The sequence below is a fragment of the Polynucleobacter sp. MWH-UH35A genome, from assembly GCF_018687075.1.
Lineage (GTDB): Bacteria > Pseudomonadota > Gammaproteobacteria > Burkholderiales > Burkholderiaceae > Polynucleobacter.
This window is the reverse complement of record NZ_CP061285.1, coordinates 702467-722947: the sequence shown is the minus strand read 5'-3', so window position 1 is coordinate 722947 and position 20481 is coordinate 702467. Positions and strand designations below refer to the sequence as shown.

The window sequence follows — 20481 nt, the reverse complement described above, 5'->3', positions numbered from 1 at the left end:
CCGATGACTCGGGGCTTTTACTTTTGCACCGCCAATATTTCTTAACTACTTAAGATTTCTTTTTTACTGGTGGCAAGTCGGTGCAATGACCATGCGCCGCTTCAGCAGCTAGACCAACCGATTCACCGAGAGTGGGATGGGGATGTATTGTTTTACCAATATCCACTGCATCGGCACCCATCTCGATAGCCAAACACACTTCACCAATTAAATCACCGGCGTGTGTACCAACAATACCGCCACCGATAATGCGATGAGTAGTAGCATCAAAAATCAGCTTCGTGAAACCTTCATCACGACCATTGGCAATGGCACGTCCACTGGCCGCCCATGGAAATAAACCTTTCTCATAAGCGATTCCCTGCGCCTTACACTGCTCCTCTGTCAAACCAGCCCAAGCTACCTCAGGATCTGTGTAGGCAACTGATGGAATTTGTTTCGCATCAAAGTAGGATTTTTCACCAGCAGCAACTTCAGCAGCAACGTGACCTTCATGCACTGCCTTGTGAGCCAGCATTGGCTGACCAACCAAGTCGCCAATGGCGAAAATATTAGGCACATTGGTACGCATTTGTTTGTCAACCGGAATAAAACCGCGATCATCGACTTGAACACCCGCTTTATCAGCATCAATCTTTTTGCCATTCGGTGCGCGACCTACCGCAACCAATACCAAGTCGTAGGTTTGCGGTTCTGCTGGAGCATTTTCACCTTCAAAGCTTACTTGTATGCCATCGGGTTTAACTTCAGCCTTGGCAGCGCGGGTCTTGAGCATGATTTTTTCAAATCGTCCGGCATTGAACTTCTCCCAAACTTTTTCTAAATCACGATCAGCACCAGCCATAAGGCCATCCATCATCTCAGCGATGTCGATGCGCGAACCGAGTGTGCTGTATACCGTTGCCATCTCCAAACCAATAATGCCACCACCAATAACGAGCATTCTCTTTGGAATACTCTTGAGCAGTAATGCGCCAGTGCTATCCACAATACGTGGATCTGCTGGCAAGAAAGGTAATTTAACGGGTTGACTACCTGCAGCAATGATGGCCTTCTGAAAACGCACCACTTCTTTTTTGCCGGTGAGATCCTGACCTGAACCGTCAGTTAGCTCAACCTCGACATGGTTTGCATCCAAAAACTTACCTAGACCACGCACCACTTTCACCTTACGGGCTTTTGCCATACCAGCCAGTCCGCCCGTTAATTTGGCAATCACAGATTCTTTGTAAGCACGCAATTGATCGATCTCAATCTTGGGGGCGCCAAAAGTAATGCCGTGCTTAGCCATGGTTTTGACTTCATCCATGACTGCGGTGGTATGAAGTAATGCTTTTGATGGAATACAACCCACGTTCAAGCACACACCACCTAAAGTCGGATAGCGCTCTACTAATACGGTATTCATGCCCAAATCAGCACTACGGAACGCTGCACTGTAACCACCAGGACCCGCACCAAGCAGCAGCATTTCACACTCATGATCAACCTTGCCGCTGTACTGCCCCGCCACTGGTGCAGGAGCCGCTGTCATTGTTGGCACTGCTGGTGTTGGCGCAGTTGATGTGACAGGTTTTGCTGCTGGAGCCGGAGCACTCGCTTCAATTTCAGCGATCACAGAACCTTTGCTGACCTTATCCCCGAGTTTGATTGCAATGCTAGTAACGGTGCCTGCAGCATCTGCTGGCACTTCCATTGTGGCCTTGTCGGATTCAAGAACCAATAACGGCTGTTCTTTTTCAATCACGTCACCAACCTTAACCAGCACTTCAATCACCGGCACATCTGAATAGTCTCCAATATCTGGAACGAGAATCGTTTGCTTAGCCATAGACCCCCCTTACAGACTAGCGCGACGGAAGTCGGCCAAGAGCTGAGCTATGTACACATTGAAACGCGTAGCCAAAGCACCATCAATCACGCGGTGATCTGCAGACAAAGATAATGGACAAATCAGTCTTGGGACAAATTGCTTGCCATCCCAAACTGGTTTCATGGCAGCCTTGCTAACACCCAGAATAGCTACCTCAGGCGCATTCACAATCGGCGAGAAATACGTACCACCAATACCGCCTAGAGATGAGATCGTAAAGCTAGCGCCTTGCATTTGATCTGGCTTTAACTTGCCATCCCGAGCGAGCGCCGCTAAATCAGAGGTTTCTTTCGCTAACTCAAAGATGCCTTTCTTATCTGCATCCTTAATCACAGGTACAACCAATCCTGTTGGTGTATCTGCCGCAAAACCAATATTGAAGTATTTCTTCAGAATCAGATCATCGCCATCCAAAGAGCTGTTGAACTCAGGATATTTCTTCAGCGCTGCTACAGCGGCTTTCATTAAGAAAGCGAGCATGGTAATTTTGATGCCCTTCTTCTCGTTCTCTTTATTCGTGAGAACACGGAATGCCTCTAAGTCAGTAATGTCAGCGTCCTCGTGGTAAGTCACGGCAGGAATCATCACCCAGTTGCGACCCAAATTGGCTGCAGTGAGTTTCTTAATTCGATTTAATGGCTGACGCTCAATCTCACCAAACTTCGTGAAATCCACTTTCGGCCAAGGAATCAAATTGAGGCCGCCTAAGCTACCGCCACTAGATGCTGCCGCAGAGCTTGCAGCTCCGCTACTCATGGCCGCCTTCACAAATGCTTGAACATCTTCCTGCGTGATCCGACCCTTTGGTCCAGACCCTTTGACTTGCGCAATGGTCACACCGAGCTCACGCGCAAACTTGCGCACAGATGGGCTTGCATGGCTCACTGCTGCATCCACTGGAGCAGGTGTACTGCTAATGGGAGGCGGTGCTGGTGCACGTGCAATTGGAGGTTCAACCGGTTTGCTTGCTGAAGCGGCTGGAGATGCTGCAGGTGCGGTGGCAGGAGCCGTTGCAGATCCTGATGCCCCACCTTCCAAGATCACAACTACCGATCCTTCGGAGAGGTTATCACCTACCTTGACCTTAACTTCTTTGACGATGCCGGAGTGTGATGAAGGAACGTCCATAGTGGCTTTATCAGACTCAAGAACAACAATCGATTGCTCTTTCTCGACCTTGTCACCTGCCTTGACTAAGACTTCAATGACTGGAACATCTTTGTAATCACCAATATCGGGAACCTTAATTTCAATAGGTGAGCCGCCAGTGCTTGCAGGTGCTGCAGCAGATGCACTGACCGCAGGCGGTGGTGCTGAAGCTGCAGGCGCTCCCGCGCCCTCTTCTAAAGTAATCACCAGTGATCCCTCAGAAAGGTTGTCACCCACTTTAACTTTGACTTCTTTAACGATGCCGGAGTGCGATGAGGGAACATCCATAGTGGCTTTATCAGATTCAAGCACCACAATGGATTGCTCTTTCTCGACCTTGTCACCCGCCTTGACTAAGACTTCAATGACCGGCACATCTTTATAGTCACCGATATCCGGGACTTTGATTTCAATTAGTTGACTCATAGTATTTATCTCTTATCAAACCATCATCGGGTTTGGTTTAGTAGTGTCGATGTCATATTTCTTAATCGCTTCAGCCAACTTAGAGCGATCAAGCTGACCAGAGTCAACCAACGATCTCAAAGCGGTGAGAACTACCCAACGGCGATCTACTTCAAAGAAGTCACGAAGTTTTTCACGGGTATCAGAACGACCAAAGCCGTCAGTGCCTAACACTTCATAGCGACGACCCATGTGCTGAATCGCTGGACGAATCTGCTCTGCGAACAAACGAACATAGTCGGTAGCAGCAACGATTGGCCCGGAGGTATCTTTCAAGCACTTCTCCACATGAGATAAGGCTGGCGCAGCAGTTGGGTTCAGTAAATTAGCGCGGTGAACCGCAGTCCAATCACGGCCTAACTCAGTGAAACTTGGGCAACCCCATAAATCAGAAGCAATGCCCCAATCTTTATGGAGAATCTCGGCAGCTTCAATCACCTCACGGAAGATGGTGCCAGAACCTAAGAGTTGTACACGTAGCGATGCCTTGTCGTCTCCAACAGACTTCAACTTGTACATACCTTTAATAATGTCTTTTTCTGCGCCCCTAGGCATTGCTGGATGAGCATAGTTCTCGTTCATCAACGTAACGTAGTAATACACGTCTTCCTGAACTTCCAACATGCGACGCATACCATCTTGAATTACTACAGCCAACTCAAATGCGAATGTAGGGTCATAGCTAATGCAGTTTGGAACTGCACCGCTCCAGAGATGGCTATGACCATCTTCATGTTGCAAGCCCTCACCATTCAAAGTAGTTCTGCCGGCAGTACCCCCCAGCAAGAAACCACGACTACGCATATCGCCTGCTGCCCAAGCCAAGTCACCAATACGCTGGAAACCAAACATCGAGTAGAAGATATAGAAAGGCAGCATTGGGACGCCGTGGGTAGAGTAAGAAGTTGCAGCGGCGATCCAATCACACATACCACCAGCTTCGTTAATACCCTCTTGCAAGATTTGACCAGTCTTATCTTCTTTATAGAACATCAATTGATCATGATCTTCTGGTGTATACAACTGACCCAATTGATTCCAAATGCCGAGTTGGCGGAACATGCCTTCCATACCAAAGGTACGAGATTCATCTGGAACAATAGGTACTACACGCTTACCCAAAACTTTATCGCGCACAACCGTATTGAGCATGCGTACGAATGCCATGGTTGTTGAGATCTCGCGACCCTCTGTAGTAGCTTCTAGCAAAGGAGCAAAAACATCGAGTGCTGGCACAGGCAGACTTTCTGCCTTCATACGACGTTGTGGCAGGTAGCCACCTAATTCTTGACGACGCGCCTTCATGTACTCCAACTCTGGACTACCTTCGGCAAATTTCACCAAAGGCATTTCATCTAATTGCTCATCTTTTACAGGAATCTCAAAGCGATCGCGGAAACGACGGACGTCATCGGCGTTCATCTTCTTGGCTTGGTGGGCAATATTCATAGCCTCTCCAGAGCCTCCCATGCCATAACCTTTAATGGTGTGGGCCAAGATCACTGTTGGCTGTTCTTTGTGATTTACCGCCGCATGAAATGCTGCAAAAACTTTATGAGGATCATGACCACCGCGATTGAGTTGCCAGATTTCATCATCACTCCAGTCGCTCACTAAAGCTTTTAATTCTGGGGTATTAAATACGATCTCGCGAACATAAGCGCCATTCTTAGACTTCATGGTTTGATACTGACCGTCAACAATTTCGCCAAGGCGCTGCATCAAGATGCCTTTTTTGTCGCGGGCAAATAAAGCATCCCACTGACCGCCCCACACTACTTTGATGACATTCCAACCTGCGCCACGGAATTCACTCTCAAGCTCCTGAATGATTTTTCCATTACCGCGCACTGGCCCATCTAAGCGCTGCAAGTTGCAGTTAATAACAAAAATAAGGTTGTCGAGCTTTTCACGACCGGCCATGCCAATTGCGCCCAACGATTCTGGTTCGTCGGTTTCACCATCACCCAAGAAGGCCCAGACTTTGCGACCTTGCTCCTGAATAAATCCACGATCAGTCAGGTACTTCATAAAGCGCGCTTGATAAATGGCCATAATTGGGCCAAGACCCATCGACACTGTTGGGAACTGCCAAAAATCTGGCATCAACCATGGATGTGGGTAACTAGAGATTCCTTTACCGCCCACTTCTTGACGGAAGTTATTAAGCTGACCCTCTTCAAGACGGCCCAACATATATGCACGCGCATAAACACCCGGCGCCGAGTGTCCTTGAACAAATATCAGATCCCCGCCATGCTCAGGAGATGGGGCGTGCCAGAAATGATTAAAGCCAACGTCATACAAAGTAGCTGCTGACTGGAATGAAGAAATATGCCCACCAACGTTGGTGTCTTTATTAGCACGCAGAACCATTGCCATTGCATTCCAACGCGTGTAGGAACGAATGCGATGCTCTACATTTTGGTCACCGGGTAAGCGTGCCTGGTTTTCAACAGGGATGGTATTGATATAAGGAGTCTCTGCATGGAAAGGCTGCACTACTCCGTTAACCCTCGCATGAGAAATTTGCTGATCAATCAGATAGGCCGCTCTCTCAGGACCCTCGTTGCGAATCACGCCATCAAGCGCTTGCAACCATTCTTGAGTCTCCCCCGGATCCACATCCTGGGCATTCTGTTTACCTAATACTTGGTCTGGAACTGCGGCCATCTTTTGTCTCCAATGAATAGTGCTTAATTTGTCATTAACTCTATAGGCAATATTCTAGGAAGGTATATGGGTGTAAACAAGCAATTTTCCACATAATGATAATATTTCTCATAATGTGGTATTTTATTGCGCTGCAAATAGAAAGAATGTCTAATCTAAAAAACCATTCAATAGGGGTGCTATAGGGCAAAATGATCGGTGTTCATGAAAAAAACAGCCCTTTCCAGATTAATCCTTAGCCCGATTCAGTGGTTCCGCAAAATACGCGGATTTAGGCTGGTTTACACCCCTCTACTCGCCATTGTTCTCTTCACAGCAGTCATGGGCATTATTTTGGGGACGCTGCATTTACAAGAAAAGAATCAGCAAGAGGCCGCGCTATTCAGAGAGCTCTCGTTTGCTAAGCAACGGATTCAAACGCGCTTTGCTAGCAATCTTGATGCACTGACAACGATCAACCGAGAAGTAGCAGCAAGTGAGGATCAGGCCAAACTCAAGCAAATTGCGCGAGAGCAAGCAGATGAGCTAGTTAGCAACAATCATGAAGTAATCAAAATCATTTGGCTCAACAACCTGAGTCAGCGTCAGTGGGTAGCTCCTACTGAAACCAACAAGACGGACTGGATTACCAAAACCCAAAATGATCAACTCATTAACTCCAGCCTAGCTTCCACAATTGAACTCAGCAGAGTCACTAGTCGAGCTGCTTTCAGCCCATTTATTTCTCTCAACTTACCTGGTGATGAGCCGATTTCTGCGGAGAGAAAAATCGTCTTTTGGCAAGTGGTGCCAAACATCATTAGCGGAGAAATTGTTGGTTATTTGGCAGCGCTCTACACCACCCAAGGCATACTGGACATCATCCCTGGAGACCTCAAGTCCTATTACCGCTTTACCCTCATCACCGACAACGAAAAGGTGTTGGCTATCTCTTCGGATAAAGGCACTCCCAAAAGAGCATTCAGCAACCAGACTAGTTTAGATATCGGTGTTTTAAGCCCAAATATCACTTTACGAATTGACACCTACCCTCCTCCCACCAACCTTACCTTCAGGATGTTGATTGGCGTTGTATTGGGCTTGTGTGTATTCGTTATTTGGAGCCTTTGGTCCGTGCTCAAACAAATGCAGGTTCGCCAAGAGGCGGAGGCTAGCTTGCGTACCGAGACCAGCTTTCGTAATGCCATGGAAAACTCTACTCCTGTAGGCATACGTGCTCACGATATGCAAAAGCGCATTACCTATGTGAATCGCGCTTTTTGTGAAATGACAGGCTGGTCTTCCGAAGAGTTAATGGGTCTCACCCCACCGTTTCCATTCTGGCCCGACAGCAGGCGAGATGAGCTCATTGAGAAAATGAATCGAGCCTTGCAATCTGGCATCAGCGACGGCATGAAGATCGGCATTGAGGGCGCAATCTTAAAACGCGATGGCACCCTAATCCAAACACGTACCTTTATTGCCCCCTTGATCAACGAAAAAGGCAAACAGACTGGCTGGGTCACTTCACTGATTGATATTTCTGAGCCTAAAAAGATTCGTGAAGAATTGGCTGCTTCGCAAGAACGTTTCACAACCGTTCTAGAAGGTTTAGATGCTGCCGTCTCCGTTGTATCACTTGAGACAGACGAGCTCCTTTTTGCAAACCGCTTCTATCGGGAAAATTTTGGCAATGACTCTAAAGGCCACTTTCAGTTAGCACAGCAAGAAAAGAAAATCGACACTCTGCATAACATTGCACAAGACTTTCAAGATTACATTCACGATGGCATTCCGACTTCATTCCTCTATCAAGAGTCGGAGTCTGAAGATATTCAATTGACTGATGGTAGCAATAAATGGTTTGAGGTAAGGCGCCGCTTCATCCCTTGGGTTGACGGACATCTTGCCCAATTACTGATTGCTACCGATATCACCGCCCGTAAAGCAGCTGAAGAGCAAGCACGCCAACAAGAGGAGCGCATGCAGTTCACTAGTCGTCTCACCACGATGGGTGAAATGGCCTCTTCCTTGGCGCATGAATTAAATCAACCTTTATCCGCCATCTCAAACTATTGCATGGGTGTAGCAAAACGCTTAGATGGCAATTTAGATCCTACCGTATCTAAGGAAATTCTCCCCGCTCTTGAGAAGGCTTCTGAACAAGCGCATCGTGCAGGCACCATCATTCAACGCATTCGGGGTTTTGTAAAACGCAGCGAGCCCCAGCGCAAAGAATCCAATATTGGCGAAATCATCAATGATGCGGTTGGCTTAGTAGAAATTGAGGCCCATCGTCACCGCTTGAGTATTCAGTCAGAAATCGCTGAAAACCTGCCAGTAGTCAACTTAGATCCGGTCCTCATTCTGCAGGTGGTGGTGAATCTTCTAAAAAATGCCCTTGATAGCGTGCGCGAGGCTTACCCCCTCTCCTCCCGCTGGTCGGCGCCCCCGGTTCGAATCAGGACCGATTTAGATACCAGTATTTTCCCGGCGATGCTCCGCATTCAGGTTACCGACGCTGGGGGTGGCATCGCAGAAAATGCTCTGGAACGCATTTTTGAGCCATTTTTCAGCACAAAATCCGATGGAATGGGCATGGGGCTGAATATTTGTCGTTCTATTATTGAATCTCACCACGGCAGGCTTTGGGCCACCAACGTCCAGGACTCGGAACAGACTAGGCTGGCTGGCTGCACCTTTACAATACTTCTACCCTTGGAATCCCCCGAAACCAAGAGTCATGTTTAACACCGAACTTAAAGAATTACCTCGCGAGAACTGATATGAACTTAAGCGCTACTGCAAAACCTAATCAAGCTGAAGTTGTTTATGTGGTTGATGATGATGAAGCTGTTAGAGACTCACTTACATGGCTACTAGAAAGCAATGGCTATGTTGTTCGTTGCCATGCTAGCGCTGAACGCTTTTTACAGTCCTTACAGAGTACCGATAAGTCCACTATCTCATGCGCCATTTTAGACGTGCGTATGCCCGGCATGTCAGGACTTGAATTACAAGAGCGCCTTACCAGCGAAAACTTGCCAATGCCAGTTGCTTTCATTACTGGTCACGGCGATGTTTCTATGGCGGTATCCACTATGAAACGAGGCGCAGTGGACTTCATCGAAAAACCTTTTAAAGAAAATGATCTTTGTGGCTTAGTAGATCGCATGCTTGCGAAAGCACGCGTTGACTACTCACAAGCCAATCAACGCAAAATCACCCAAAGCTTGCTTAGCAAGTTGACGGGTCGTGAGCGTCAAGTTCTAGAGCGCATTGTGGCTGGTCGCCTAAATAAACAAATTGCAGATGACCTTGGTATATCTATTAAGACTGTGGAAGCCCATCGTGCGAATATCATGGAAAAACTCAACGTCAATACCGTCGCAGACCTGCTCCGCCTGGCTTTATCTGATCCTCAGCCCAATTAATCACTGAGCAATTACTGAAGTTTTCCATGCCAGCTCAATTACTAGACGGAAACGCCCTTTCAAAAAAACTGCGCACTGAGATTGCTGCTCGTGGCGCTATTGTTACCGCCAAAGGCGCTAGACCGGGTTTGGCAGTGATTGTGGTTGGCGACAACCCTGCTAGTGCGGTATATGTGCGCAACAAGGTCAAGGCTTGCGAAGATGTTGGCTTTCATTCTGTGTTAGAGCGCTACTCTGCTGACTTAGGTGAAGAAGAGTTACTTGCTCGCATTGCCACCCTGAATGCAGATCCTGCTATTCATGGAATCTTGGTGCAACTGCCATTGCCAGAGCATATTGCCTCAGAACCCGTACTTGAAGCGATTGCCCCAGAGAAAGATGTGGATGGCTTTCATGTTGCCAATGCTGGCGCGCTGATGGTTGGCCAACCAGAATTCAAACCATGCACTCCATATGGTTGCATGAAAATTTTAGAGAGTATTGAATACCCAATTCGGGGTGCACGTGCAGTGATTGTTGGCGCTTCGAATATTGTCGGCAAGCCCATGGCCATGTTGTTATTGCAAGCGGGCGCCACTGTCACTATATGTAATAGCAAGACTCGAGATTTAGCACACCACACTAAGGATGCGGATATCTTGGTGGTAGCTACCGGAAAGCCCAAAATGATCTCTGGTGATATGGTCAAAAACGGGGCTGTAGTCATTGATGTCGGCATTAATCGACTCCCCGATGGGAAGCTGTGTGGTGATGTAGATTTCGATGCCGCCAAGTATGTCGCTGGCTGGATTACCCCAGTTCCTGGCGGAGTTGGCCCAATGACAATCACGATGCTTCTCATGAACACTCTGGAGGCAGCCGAAAAGGCAGCCAAGCATTAACTGATATTGCCATGAGGAATTGATCGGGATTTTTGGCAAAAGTACTCCCGGTCGATTAAGCTAGAGGGATGACTACATCCTCACCCTCCACCCCGACTAGCACTCTCCCCGCCGAATTACAAAACAATCCCCTGCTGACTTTTGGGCGCGGCATTGCAGCCTACTCAGAGGTGAAACCAGAACATATCGCACCAGCGATTGAGCATTTACTTAAGCACGCACAAGACGCAGTAGATGTGGCAGTCAATCCAAACACTCCTTCTAATTGGGATGCGCTTGCAGAACCATTAGAAGATGCCACCGAATCTTTAGGAAGATCTTGGGGTGTGATTTCTCATCTTAATAGTGTTGCTGATACGCCAGAGTTGCGCGCCGCTTATGGAGAAATGCTGCCAAAGGTCACCGCCTTCTTTTCGAGTCTAGGTCAGAACTTAGACCTCTACAAGAAATTTAAGGAACTCAGCAAATCTCCTGACTTTGCAAAACTGAGTGCTGCACAGAAAAAAGTGATTGAGAATTCCTTACGGGATTTTCGCTTGGGTGGCGCAGAGCTTAGTGATGCTAATAAACCTCGGTTTTCTGAAATTCAGGATGAGCAAGCCACACTCAGCAAAGCCTTCTCAGATCATGTATTGGATGCTACTGATGGCTTTACCCATTTGGTGACGGATAAAACTGAACTAGTCGGCCTACCCGAAGATGCCATTGCTGCCGCTGCAGATACTGCGCAACAGAAGAATCTCAAGGGTTGGGCATTTACTCTGCACTTTCCATCCTATTACCCAATCATGCAGTATTCCGAGAATCGTGAACTGCGTCGCCTAATGTATGAAGCTTATGTCACCCGAGCATCTGAGCTGGCTCCACAGTACGCCAAGGGCAAGATAGATTGGGACAACACGCAAAACATGCTTGAACAACTCAGGCTGCGGGATGAAGAAGCACGGATGCTGGGATTCAAAAACTATGCCGCACTGAGTTTGGCGCCCAAAATGGCCAAGAGTGTTGATGAAGTGGATTCCTTCTTAACGAATTTCGCCCAAAAAGCAAAACCATTTGCACTCAAGGACTGGCAAGAACTTTCTGAATTTGCCAAAACCGAACTATCGATTGCCGATGGCTTGGAACCATGGGATATTGCCTTTGCTTCTGAGCGATTAAAGCAAGAACGTTATTCATTTTCCGAGAATGAGCTCAAGCAATACTTCCCCCTACCAAAAGTATTGGACGGCCTCTTCCAAGTGATTCAGACTTTGTTTGGCGTTAAGATTGAGGCGGCCAACTTGCCTACTTGGCATGCTGATGTGCAATCCTTCTCCGTCAAGAATGCCAAGGGTAATATCGTGGCATATTTTTATTTAGATCCGTATGCCCGCCCAGGAAAGCGTGGCGGCGCTTGGATGGACGATGCCCGTGGTCGCAGAGTATTGCCAAATGGTGAGATTCAAATACCGGTTGCCTACTTAGTCTGTAACTTTGCGCCACCAGTAAAGGTGAATGGCGTATTACGTCAGCCCACCATTACGCATGATGATGTGATCACCCTTTTCCATGAGAGTGGTCATGGCTTGCATCACCTCTTAACGCAAGTAAGTGCTTTGGGAGTTTCTGGCATTAATGGAGTTGAGTGGGATGCGGTTGAGTTGCCAAGTCAATTTATGGAAAACTTTTGCTGGGAATGGGAAGTCTTAGAAAAAATGACTGCCCATGCTGAAACTGGCGAACCATTACCGCGTGCACTCTATGAAAAAATCTTAGCTGCGAAGAACTTCCAAAACGGCTATATGACATTGCGTCAAATTGTGATGTCATTAACTGATTGGCGCCTTCATGCTGGCTTTGATGCCAAAAATGCCCAAGGCCAAGCAGTGCTGGAGCTCTCGCGAGAAATTGCCGATCAATTCAATGTCATCCCGCAACCCAAAATCTCACGCTGGATTAACACCTTTAGCCATATCTTTGCCGGCGGTTATGCTGCAGGCTACTACAGCTATAAGTGGGCAGAAGTCTTATCGGCAGACGTTTACTCTGCCTTTGAAGAGGCAGCAAAGCTCACGGGTAGCGTTCTGGATGAAAAAACCGGCATTCGTTATCGTCAAGAGATTTTGGAAGTTGGCGGCAGTCGTCCTGCAGCTGAATCCTTCAAAGCATTTAGAGGTAGAGAGCCCAGTATTGATGCCTTATTACGGCATGGCGGATTAACTTAGCCCACCTTAGGCTTTTTTGACCGTAGCTACTACCGGGGCATGATCGGATGGCTGCTCCCAGGTTCTAGGTTCTTTATCTACTGAGCTTGCACTGCACTTTTCTTTGAGCGCTTCACTGAGCAAGATATGATCGATCCGCATACCAGCGTTTCTTCTGAAACCCATCATGCGGTAGTCCCACCAGCTAAAGGATTTAGGTGCTTGCTCAAACATTCGAAATGAATCGTGGAGCCCAAGCTTAATAAGCTCCTGAAATGCTTCACGCTCTGGTGGAGATACCAAATTCTGCCCTTCCCACGCTTTGGGATCATGGACATCTTCATCTGCTGGGGCAATATTAAAGTCGCCTAACAAAGCCAGGCGACTATTTTGTTCCAACTCTTCACCCAACCACCTCTGCAAGGCTTTGAGCCAACCCAGCTTATAGATAAATTTATCGCTGCCCGGTGCTTGGCCATTCGGAAAGTAGGCTGAAACCAATCTCATCGGTTGTGTACCAGCAAAACAAACCGTTGCTGCCAAAATACGCTGCTGGTCGTCTTCATGGTTGGGAATATTTCTGACAGGCTTTAAGAATGCCGTGTCTGGATCAGATGCGATTGGCGCAAGCGCTGCTTTGCGCAAGATGATCGCTACACCGTTATAAGTTTTTTGACCAGCTGCTAGGCTAAGGTAACCAGCATTCTCCAGCTCTTGATGGGGATACTTATCATCTGTGAGCTTGAGTTCTTGTAAACAGAGCGCATCAATAGGCTGCTGCTTTTTTTCCTGATCCTGCAACCAGCGAAGGACTTGTGGAAGGCGAACTTTTAAGGAGTTCACATTCCACGCCGCAATTCTTACTGAATCAGTCATCAATACCTAATTCTTGCAACTTGCGAGTAATAGTGTTGCGGCCAATGCCAAGGCGTTGTGCGGCCTCCACCCTTCTGCCGCGCGTAACCTCTAGAGCAGCTTGCAGCACCGCTTTTTCAAAACGCGCAGTCAATGCGTCAAACACCTCTTTGTCACCATCTTGCAACATCTTGACAGCCAAGCGACCAAGACCACTCTCCCAATCACCTGCGGCAGGCTTAGTGGCAACCGGACTACTCGGCGAGGACTCTCCAGGAATAATGATAGGTTGCTCACTAGCTTGTGCAACGATGTCTGTAGGAAGATCGCTAACGCCGATCACGTTTGCAGGCGTCATCACAGTAAGCCAATGACACAAGTTCTCCAATTGGCGCACGTTACCTGGAAATGGCATTGCACTAATTTCTTTTAAGACTTCATCAGACAGCTTTTTAGGATCTACACCTAAGGACTTGGCGCAACTGAGCATAAAGTGCCGAGCCAACATCGGGATATCCTCACTACGCTCGCGCAATGAAGGCATACGCAAACGAATGACATTTAAACGGTGTAATAAATCTTCACGAAAGAGTCCCGCAGCCACTCGTGCATCGAGATTTTGATGAGTGGAGGCAATAATGCGAACGTTGGCCTTAATTGGATCTTGTCCGCCAATGCGATAAAAATGACCATCAGACAAAACTCGCAACAAACGGGTTTGCAAATCAAACGGTAAATCACCTACTTCACCTAAGAATAGTGTGCCACCATCAGCCTGCTCAAAGCGACCACGACGTAAAGTTTGCGCACCAGGAAAAGCGCCACGCTCGTGACCAAACAACTCAGATTCCAATAAGTCTTTTGGCACAGCAGAGGTGCTCAATGAGACAAATGGACCTTTAGCGCAAGGGCTATGCTTATGCAAAGCATGGGCGACCAACTCTTTACCTGTACCTGATTCACCCGTGATGAGTACAGTGGCATTGGTTTGCGCTAAGCGCCCAATCGCACGAAAGATTTCCTGCATGGCAGGTGCTTGCCCAATAATCTCGGTTGCATCCTGCCGCCATGCTGTCAGCTCTTTGGCACCGGAGTCATTGCGAATGCCCTGCTCTACTGCACGATGAATTAATTCAATCGCTTTTTCTACATCAAATGGTTTTGTGAGATATTCAAAGGCACCACCCTGAAAAGAGGAGACCGCTGAATCCAAATCAGAATAAGCAGTCATGATGATGACTGGCAAATTGGGATGACTGGCTTTTACGTGCTGCAATAAATCCAAGCCATTACCACGCGGCATACGAATGTCTGAAATCAGTACCTGTGGAGATTCTTTTTCTAAAGCATTCAAGACATCGTTCGGATTCGAGAAGCTCTTGTGCGGGATATTCTCGCGCGCTAAGGCTTTTTCTAAGACCCAACGAATGGATTGATCATCGTCGACGATCCAAATTGGTTTCATGATGCTTTCTCCTGCCTACGGTATGGAATTTGAATATGAAAATCGGTGCAACCAGGACGACTATTGCAAGCAATAGATCCCTGGTGTTGTTGAACAAAGGTTTGCGCTAAGGTAAGACCCAAACCGCTACCGCCCTCCCTGCCTGAAACCAGGGGAAAGAAGATGCGTTCAATAATTTCTTTGGGGATGCCTGGGCCGTTATCAATCACATGCAAGTCCATCGCCAATTTATAGCGATGTTTAGCAATCGTGACAGAGCGTGCCACACGGGTCTTTAACTCAATTTGAGCAATACCACTCTTAATTTCTTCGCTCAGTGCTTGCGCTGCATTATGAACAATGTTTAGGGTTGCCTGAATCAACTGCTCACGGTCTCCCAATACATCGGGAAGGCTGGTGTCGTAATTGCGAATAATTTTGAGTCCCTTTGGAAACTCAGCTAGAACCAAACTACGCACGCGCTCTAAAGCCTCATGCACATTAAATGACTCCATCACATGCGCTTTGCGATGCGGGGCCAAGAGACGATCAACCAAGGTTTGGAGGCGATCGGACTCTTTAATGATGACTTGCGTATATTCACGCAAGCCTTTATCAGGCAATTCAAACTCTAGTAGTTGGGCTGCCCCACGTATGCCGCCTAGAGGGTTTTTAATCTCATGCGCCAAATTGCGCATTAACTGCTTATTGGCTTCTACTTGCTGCGTCACGCGCTCATCGCGCTCACTGCGCAGTTGCTGATCGATCGGAAACCACTCCATCATGATGAGGGCGGGATCTTCTAGAGATGCAATCACAACATGTGCGGGCATAGAATCTTGATGAATACTTCCGGGCAAGGAATGCAGAATCATCTCTTGGCGCTGCGCCAAAACATGCCCTTGCTTAACCTCACTAATCATGACATTCAATGCATCGTTATTGCCAAACAAATTATGCACAGACTGGCCTTCAAGTGATTTACGTGAAAGATCCAAAGCCGACTCGGCGGCTGGGTTCACATACACCAATTGTTGGTTCTCAGCCCCGAATACCACGATGGCATTAGGCATCTGATCAAGCAATGTCGGAAAAAAAGGAGCAGCCGAAGCTGCTCCCTTGAACGAATTGCGCAACAGATCTGCGCTCAAGTTCTCTCCTTCGCTTACAGGGAGTAGTACATATCAAATTCGATCGGATGTGTTGTCATACGGAAACGTGTGACATCTTCCATCTTCAAATTGATATATGCATCAATCATGGATTCAGTGAATACACCACCGCGAGTCAAGAACTCGTGATCTTTCCTCAACGCATCCAATGCCTCTTCCAAGCTTGCGCAAACGGTTGGGATCTTTGCATCTTCTTCTGGTGGCAAGTCATACAAGTTCTTGTCAGCAGCTTCGCCCGGATGAATCTTGTTCTGCACACCATCTAAACCAGCCATCATCAATGCTGAGAAGCAGAGGTATGGGTTAGCCAATGGATCTGGGAAGCGTGTTTCGATACGACGACCCTTAGGGCTTGGAACGTGCGGAATACGGATAGAAGCAGAACGGTTACGTGCTGAGTAGGCCAACTTCACAGGAGCCTCAAAGCCAGGAACCAAACGCTTGTATGAGTTTGTACCTGGGTTAGTAATCGCATTCAATGCCTTAGCGTGCTTGATGATGCCGCCAATGTAGAACAATGCGAATTCTGACAAACCTGCGTAGCCGTTACCAGCAAACAAGTTCTCGCCGTTTTTCCAAATAGATTGGTGAACGTGCATACCAGAACCGTTATCGCCAACTACTGGCTTAGGCATGAATGTTGCTGTTTTGCCGTAAGCATGAGCAACGTTTTGAATGACGTATTTCTGCCAGATAGTCCAGTCAGCGCGCTGTACCAATGTGCTGAACTTAGTGCCCAATTCGTTTTGGCCTTGGCCAGCAACTTCATGGTGATGCACTTCAACTGGAATGCCCAATGATTCAAGAATCAAGCACATTTCAGAGCGCATATCTTGGAATGTATCTACAGGAGCAACTGGGAAGTAGCCGCCTTTTTTACCTGGACGGTGACCAGTATTGCCACCTTCGATCTCAGCACCTGAAGACCATGGAGCCTCTTCGGAATCAATCTTCACGAAGCAACCCTGCATGTCAGCGCCCCAACGAACGCCGTCAAAAATAAAGAACTCTGGCTCTGGGCCAAAGTAAGCAGCATCACCAATACCTGTGCTCTTTAAGTACGCTTCAGCGCGCTTAGCAATAGAACGTGGGTCACGGTCATAACCCTTGCCATCAGCTGGCTCGATTACGTCGCAAGTCAACACCAAAGTTGGCTCTTCATAGAATGGGTCGATGTAAGCAGCTGTTGGATCTGGTTTGAGCAGCATGTCAGATGCTTCAATACCCTTCCAGCCAGCGATAGAGGAGCCGTCAAATGCATGACCACTCTCAAACTTGTCTTCGTCAAAAGCAGAGATAGGAACTGTCGTGTGCTGTTCTTTACCCTTTGTATCCACAAAGCGGAAATCAACGAAAGTACATTCTTTCTCTTTAACTAACTTCATCACATCAGCGACGGTCTTCGTCATGCAAATCTCCTCTATTAACTAAATTCGGAATCAAAACTTAAGGCATACACCCTTGTTTATTCCAGGCATCAAACATGCCTAATGGATGTATGTAATTTACTGAAGCAAACAAATGGGAACTCTCATTATTGCACTGTTTAAGTGCCCAAATACCCCTCATATAAGCTCAAATACCCCTATTTGCACCTTTTTAGTGCAAATAGGATCAGCTGATATCGTGGATTTCGTAACCCAGCTCTTGGGTGCCCGTTCTTAAGGCAATCCAAGCACTTTCCAGAAGATTGGCGTTGCCTTTAATGCCCAATTCAATGTGGCGCTGGGCGTATACACCGCCCTTTGAGGCATCCCCTACCGACGGCAGACTAAAGACCTTCACCCCAGGAAAATTCGCCTCTATACGCTCCATTAAGGGGGTCAAGGTTGATTCAATGCCCTTAGGCACAATGAAACTTTGCTCAGCCCAGTTCTCTTGATGAAAGAGATCCTTGTAGTGAGTATCCAAACACCAAGCCATCATCGGCGCAGCCATGACCGGGAAACCTGGAACAAAGTGATGCTCTCGAATTCGAAATCCAGGTATCTGGTTGTAGGGATTGGGAATGATGTCACTGCCAATGGGGAACTCCCCCATCTTGAAGCGATGTTGATTCTCGGGAGTGTTTAAATCCGCCTTCATCGGATCGCCCTCTGCCATTGACTGAATACGCCCAGCGATGAGCTCTTGTGCAGTTGGATGTAATTCGGTTTTGGTGCCAAGTGCAAGTGCTGCACATTGACGTGTGTGATCATCTGGAGTCGCGCCAATACCACCGGTGCTAAAAACGACATCTCCGCTCGCAAAACTTTCTTTCAGCGTAGCAGTAATTTGCTCAGGATCATCCGCAACATACTTAGCCCAAGCAAGACTAAGACCGCGCTCATTCAGAAGCTCAATCAACTTGCTCATGTGCTTGTCTTGACGACGCCCTGACAAGATTTCATCGCCAATAACAATTAAACCAAAGCGACGCTGCGCCACGGCTACTGCATCTTTTGGTTCATCAATTTCAACTTTTTTCATTGCATCACTCATTTCATTGGCTATCGCATTAACGATGATGCGGAAGTTCCATATCAACCACACGCGATTGCACAGTAAGCGCTTTGTCCAGCTCGTCTTCTCGCAACTGCTTGAGGGCATCCAACAAGAAGTAGCTAAACCATAAAGCAGCAAACACAAAGATTAGAGAATAAATCCAGAGCGCGATAAAGCTCACGATCGGGAACAGCACCAAAGCCAAGGCAGAAGTTGCCCAAAAGAAAGTGGGCACCGCGCCCAACATTCCGGATGCAATCCCCATACAGAGTAATGGCCAGCGATATTTTTCAAGCAGAAGATCACGCTCTTCAGCACTCGCATGTTTTGCAAGAACATCGTATGACATCAACCTCATGGTTAGCCAACCCCATAACAATGGCGGCAATACCGCCACCAATGGGGGCACCCACCAAACGGGCAAGGTCAACATGACTAAAGCTAAACAAATTAATGCAGACCATAGGCTATACATCAGACTCCCAAAGAAGCCGCCGCCCTGCTTGCATTCAAGATCTTGAAAATGGGCTTGCCTCGCAGCAATCTTCACAATTGCAGGCACTGTCGAGAAGGCAATAAAAACCAATAAGCTAATCGTAATTAAAGGAATGATCAGCATGACAAAAAATAGTGGCGCAATCCACGCTCTGGCATTATCAAAGCCAGCCCACACGAGCCCCTCCTGTATCCAACTAGTGAAGATAGAGGTTGTTAGGAAGACGCTTAAAGCCTCCAGTGCTGGCGTCCAGAAGAGCCAAATAAGGCATCCCCATAAAACAGAGACAATCAGAAATGGTCTTAAGCTTAGCCAGAGTATGCGCGGGTGCATAGTTCCAACCAAAGCCATTCCAAAAGATTTAAATACCTGCTGCAATCCGACCATACAACTCCTATTGCCTAATGACCGCTAGTCTTCTTAGGCTTAAATTCTTTGATAGCACGGACTAGACCTTGCCATTGTTGAGCGAAGATATTTTCCGAAACCGATAAACCTCTTACACCCGTAGGATAGGCCTCTTTAGGAAATACGGCAGTTCCAAAAAGCATGTCCCACCATGGAAACAAAATACCAAAATTACAACCCCCTAGAACACCAGGCTTGCCTTTAGCCTCATGACCATACCCAACCGCATGATGCATGCGATGAAACATAGGAGAAATCAGGAAATATTTAGCTGAACCTAAATGGACCTTGATATTGGCATGCTGCCAACTCTGAATAAATTGACTTAGAGCAATCAACATAATGAACTGACCTGGTGATACACCAAACAGCAAGGCAAAGAAAGCCATGAAAGTGGCGCGCATGATGTCATCAAGAATGTGGTTGCGATTGTCAGACCAAGCAGTCATAACCGTTTGACTATGATGCAAGGCATGCAACTGCCACCACCAATTAAATATATGCGAAGCACGGTGGTAAAGATAGTCCACGAAATCCAACAGCACCAAGTAGATCAGGAAACTGATCATCGGAATTGAGCTCACCCCTGGCCACCACGACTCGACATTGAGTCGACCAAAGCGAAAATCATGCAAGATGGAATCGATCTCAAAGAAAAATCCAGATAATGCAACAAAGATCAGCCCGTGAAAAATCCCCAAGCGATGAAATAGCGTATAGAAAATATCTGCCCTGGTCGATTTTGCAAAGCGCTCCTGCTTTTCCGCTGGGGCAAGTCGCTCCCAGGTTCTGAGGACAACGATGATTAAGAAAATTTGAATACAACCAAACAAAAACCAATCAATGCCATCAAATACATCCTCAGCCCAAGACATCAGATCAAATTGATACAGAACCGGACCTACAACATTGGAGAATAGAAACTCCTGAACACTGGCGTAAATGTTCGCAACAAAGGAGTTAATAGTGTTGAAATCCATGA

Annotated in this window: 14 protein-coding genes; 4 read left to right on the top strand and 10 right to left on the bottom strand. The window is 47.3% G+C overall.

Annotated elements, in window-relative coordinates:
• Positions 1-49 precede the first annotated feature (49 nt).
• Genes lpdA through aceE form a run of 3 tightly spaced genes read right to left on the bottom strand, consistent with a single transcriptional unit; the run spans position 50 to position 6160 of the window.
• Positions 50-1831, bottom strand: a complete 1782-nt coding sequence (gene lpdA, locus ICV36_RS03800; RefSeq protein ID WP_215401227.1) for a dihydrolipoyl dehydrogenase — start codon at positions 1829-1831, stop codon at positions 50-52.
• Positions 1832-1840: 9 nt separating this feature from the next.
• Positions 1841-3448, bottom strand: a complete 1608-nt coding sequence (gene aceF / locus ICV36_RS03795) for a dihydrolipoyllysine-residue acetyltransferase (protein WP_215401225.1) — start codon at positions 3446-3448, stop codon at positions 1841-1843.
• Between the two features lie 15 nt (positions 3449-3463).
• Positions 3464-6160, bottom strand: coding sequence for a pyruvate dehydrogenase (acetyl-transferring), homodimeric type (gene aceE / locus ICV36_RS03790; RefSeq protein WP_215401224.1), 2697 nt, complete (start codon positions 6158-6160; stop codon positions 3464-3466).
• A 204-nt stretch (positions 6161-6364) separates the two neighbouring features.
• Between aceE and ICV36_RS03785 the strand changes: the two genes are divergently transcribed.
• The 4 genes from ICV36_RS03785 to ICV36_RS03770 all read left to right on the top strand — a co-directional run bounded on the left by ICV36_RS03785 (position 6365) and on the right by ICV36_RS03770 (position 12661).
• A complete protein-coding gene (locus tag ICV36_RS03785; protein ID WP_215401223.1) occupies positions 6365-8890 on the top strand; it encodes a PAS domain-containing sensor histidine kinase in 2526 nt (841 codons plus the stop codon).
• A gap of 35 nt (positions 8891-8925) precedes the next feature.
• Positions 8926-9573, top strand: a complete 648-nt coding sequence (locus ICV36_RS03780) for a response regulator transcription factor (RefSeq protein ID WP_215401221.1) — start codon at positions 8926-8928, stop codon at positions 9571-9573.
• 26 nt (positions 9574-9599) lie between these two features.
• On the top strand, positions 9600-10454 hold the full coding sequence (gene folD / locus ICV36_RS03775; protein ID WP_215401219.1) for a bifunctional methylenetetrahydrofolate dehydrogenase/methenyltetrahydrofolate cyclohydrolase FolD: 855 nt from the start codon (positions 9600-9602) through the stop codon (positions 10452-10454).
• A gap of 68 nt (positions 10455-10522) precedes the next feature.
• Positions 10523-12661 (top strand): M3 family metallopeptidase, encoded by a 2139-nt coding sequence (locus tag ICV36_RS03770; protein WP_215401218.1) that lies wholly within the window; start codon positions 10523-10525, stop codon positions 12659-12661.
• 6 nt (positions 12662-12667) lie between these two features.
• Here ICV36_RS03770 and xth read toward each other — a convergent pair whose 3' ends face one another.
• The 7 genes from xth to ICV36_RS03735 all read right to left on the bottom strand — a co-directional run bounded on the left by xth (position 12668) and on the right by ICV36_RS03735 (position 20479).
• A complete protein-coding gene (xth, locus tag ICV36_RS03765; protein ID WP_215401217.1) occupies positions 12668-13516 on the bottom strand; it encodes an exodeoxyribonuclease III in 849 nt (282 codons plus the stop codon).
• Positions 13509-14960 carry a nitrogen regulation protein NR(I) gene (gene ntrC / locus ICV36_RS03760; protein WP_215401216.1) on the bottom strand — a complete coding sequence of 484 codons (1452 nt, stop codon included), beginning with the start codon at positions 14958-14960 and terminating at the stop codon, positions 13509-13511. The genes xth and ntrC overlap by 8 nt, the downstream gene beginning before the upstream one ends.
• Entirely contained in the window at positions 14957-16090 is a 1134-nt protein-coding gene (glnL, locus tag ICV36_RS03755; protein ID WP_256438092.1) for a nitrogen regulation protein NR(II), read from the bottom strand. The genes ntrC and glnL overlap by 4 nt, the downstream gene beginning before the upstream one ends.
• Positions 16091-16104: 14 nt before the next feature.
• On the bottom strand, positions 16105-17520 hold the full coding sequence (gene glnA, locus ICV36_RS03750) for a type I glutamate--ammonia ligase (protein WP_215401214.1): 1416 nt from the start codon (positions 17518-17520) through the stop codon (positions 16105-16107).
• Positions 17521-17725: 205 nt separating this feature from the next.
• Positions 17726-18580 carry a molybdopterin-binding protein gene (locus ICV36_RS03745; protein ID WP_215401551.1) on the bottom strand — a complete coding sequence of 285 codons (855 nt, stop codon included), beginning with the start codon at positions 18578-18580 and terminating at the stop codon, positions 17726-17728.
• A 28-nt stretch (positions 18581-18608) separates the two neighbouring features.
• Entirely contained in the window at positions 18609-19478 is an 870-nt protein-coding gene (locus tag ICV36_RS03740; protein WP_215401213.1) for an EI24 domain-containing protein, read from the bottom strand.
• A gap of 14 nt (positions 19479-19492) precedes the next feature.
• Positions 19493-20479, bottom strand: coding sequence for a sterol desaturase family protein (locus ICV36_RS03735; RefSeq protein ID WP_215401212.1), 987 nt, complete (start codon positions 20477-20479; stop codon positions 19493-19495).
• Positions 20480-20481 lie beyond the last annotated feature (2 nt).

Coding starts and splice junctions, on each gene's coding strand:
- lpdA (WP_215401227.1), bottom strand. CDS start 1,831: ATGGCTAAGCAAACGATTCTCGTTCCAGATATTGGAGACTATTCAGAT.
- aceF (WP_215401225.1), bottom strand. CDS start 3,448: ATGAGTCAACTAATTGAAATCAAAGTCCCGGATATCGGTGACTATAAA.
- aceE (WP_215401224.1), bottom strand. CDS start 6,160: ATGGCCGCAGTTCCAGACCAAGTATTAGGTAAACAGAATGCCCAGGAT.
- ICV36_RS03785 (WP_215401223.1), top strand. CDS start 6,365: ATGAAAAAAACAGCCCTTTCCAGATTAATCCTTAGCCCGATTCAGTGG.
- ICV36_RS03780 (WP_215401221.1), top strand. CDS start 8,926: ATGAACTTAAGCGCTACTGCAAAACCTAATCAAGCTGAAGTTGTTTAT.
- folD (WP_215401219.1), top strand. CDS start 9,600: ATGCCAGCTCAATTACTAGACGGAAACGCCCTTTCAAAAAAACTGCGC.
- ICV36_RS03770 (WP_215401218.1), top strand. CDS start 10,523: ATGACTACATCCTCACCCTCCACCCCGACTAGCACTCTCCCCGCCGAA.
- xth (WP_215401217.1), bottom strand. CDS start 13,516: ATGACTGATTCAGTAAGAATTGCGGCGTGGAATGTGAACTCCTTAAAA.
- ntrC (WP_215401216.1), bottom strand. CDS start 14,960: ATGAAACCAATTTGGATCGTCGACGATGATCAATCCATTCGTTGGGTC.
- glnA (WP_215401214.1), bottom strand. CDS start 17,520: ATGACGAAGACCGTCGCTGATGTGATGAAGTTAGTTAAAGAGAAAGAA.
- ICV36_RS03745 (WP_215401551.1), bottom strand. CDS start 18,580: ATGAAAAAAGTTGAAATTGATGAACCAAAAGATGCAGTAGCCGTGGCG.
- ICV36_RS03740 (WP_215401213.1), bottom strand. CDS start 19,478: ATGGTCGGATTGCAGCAGGTATTTAAATCTTTTGGAATGGCTTTGGTT.
- ICV36_RS03735 (WP_215401212.1), bottom strand. CDS start 20,479: ATGGATTTCAACACTATTAACTCCTTTGTTGCGAACATTTACGCCAGT.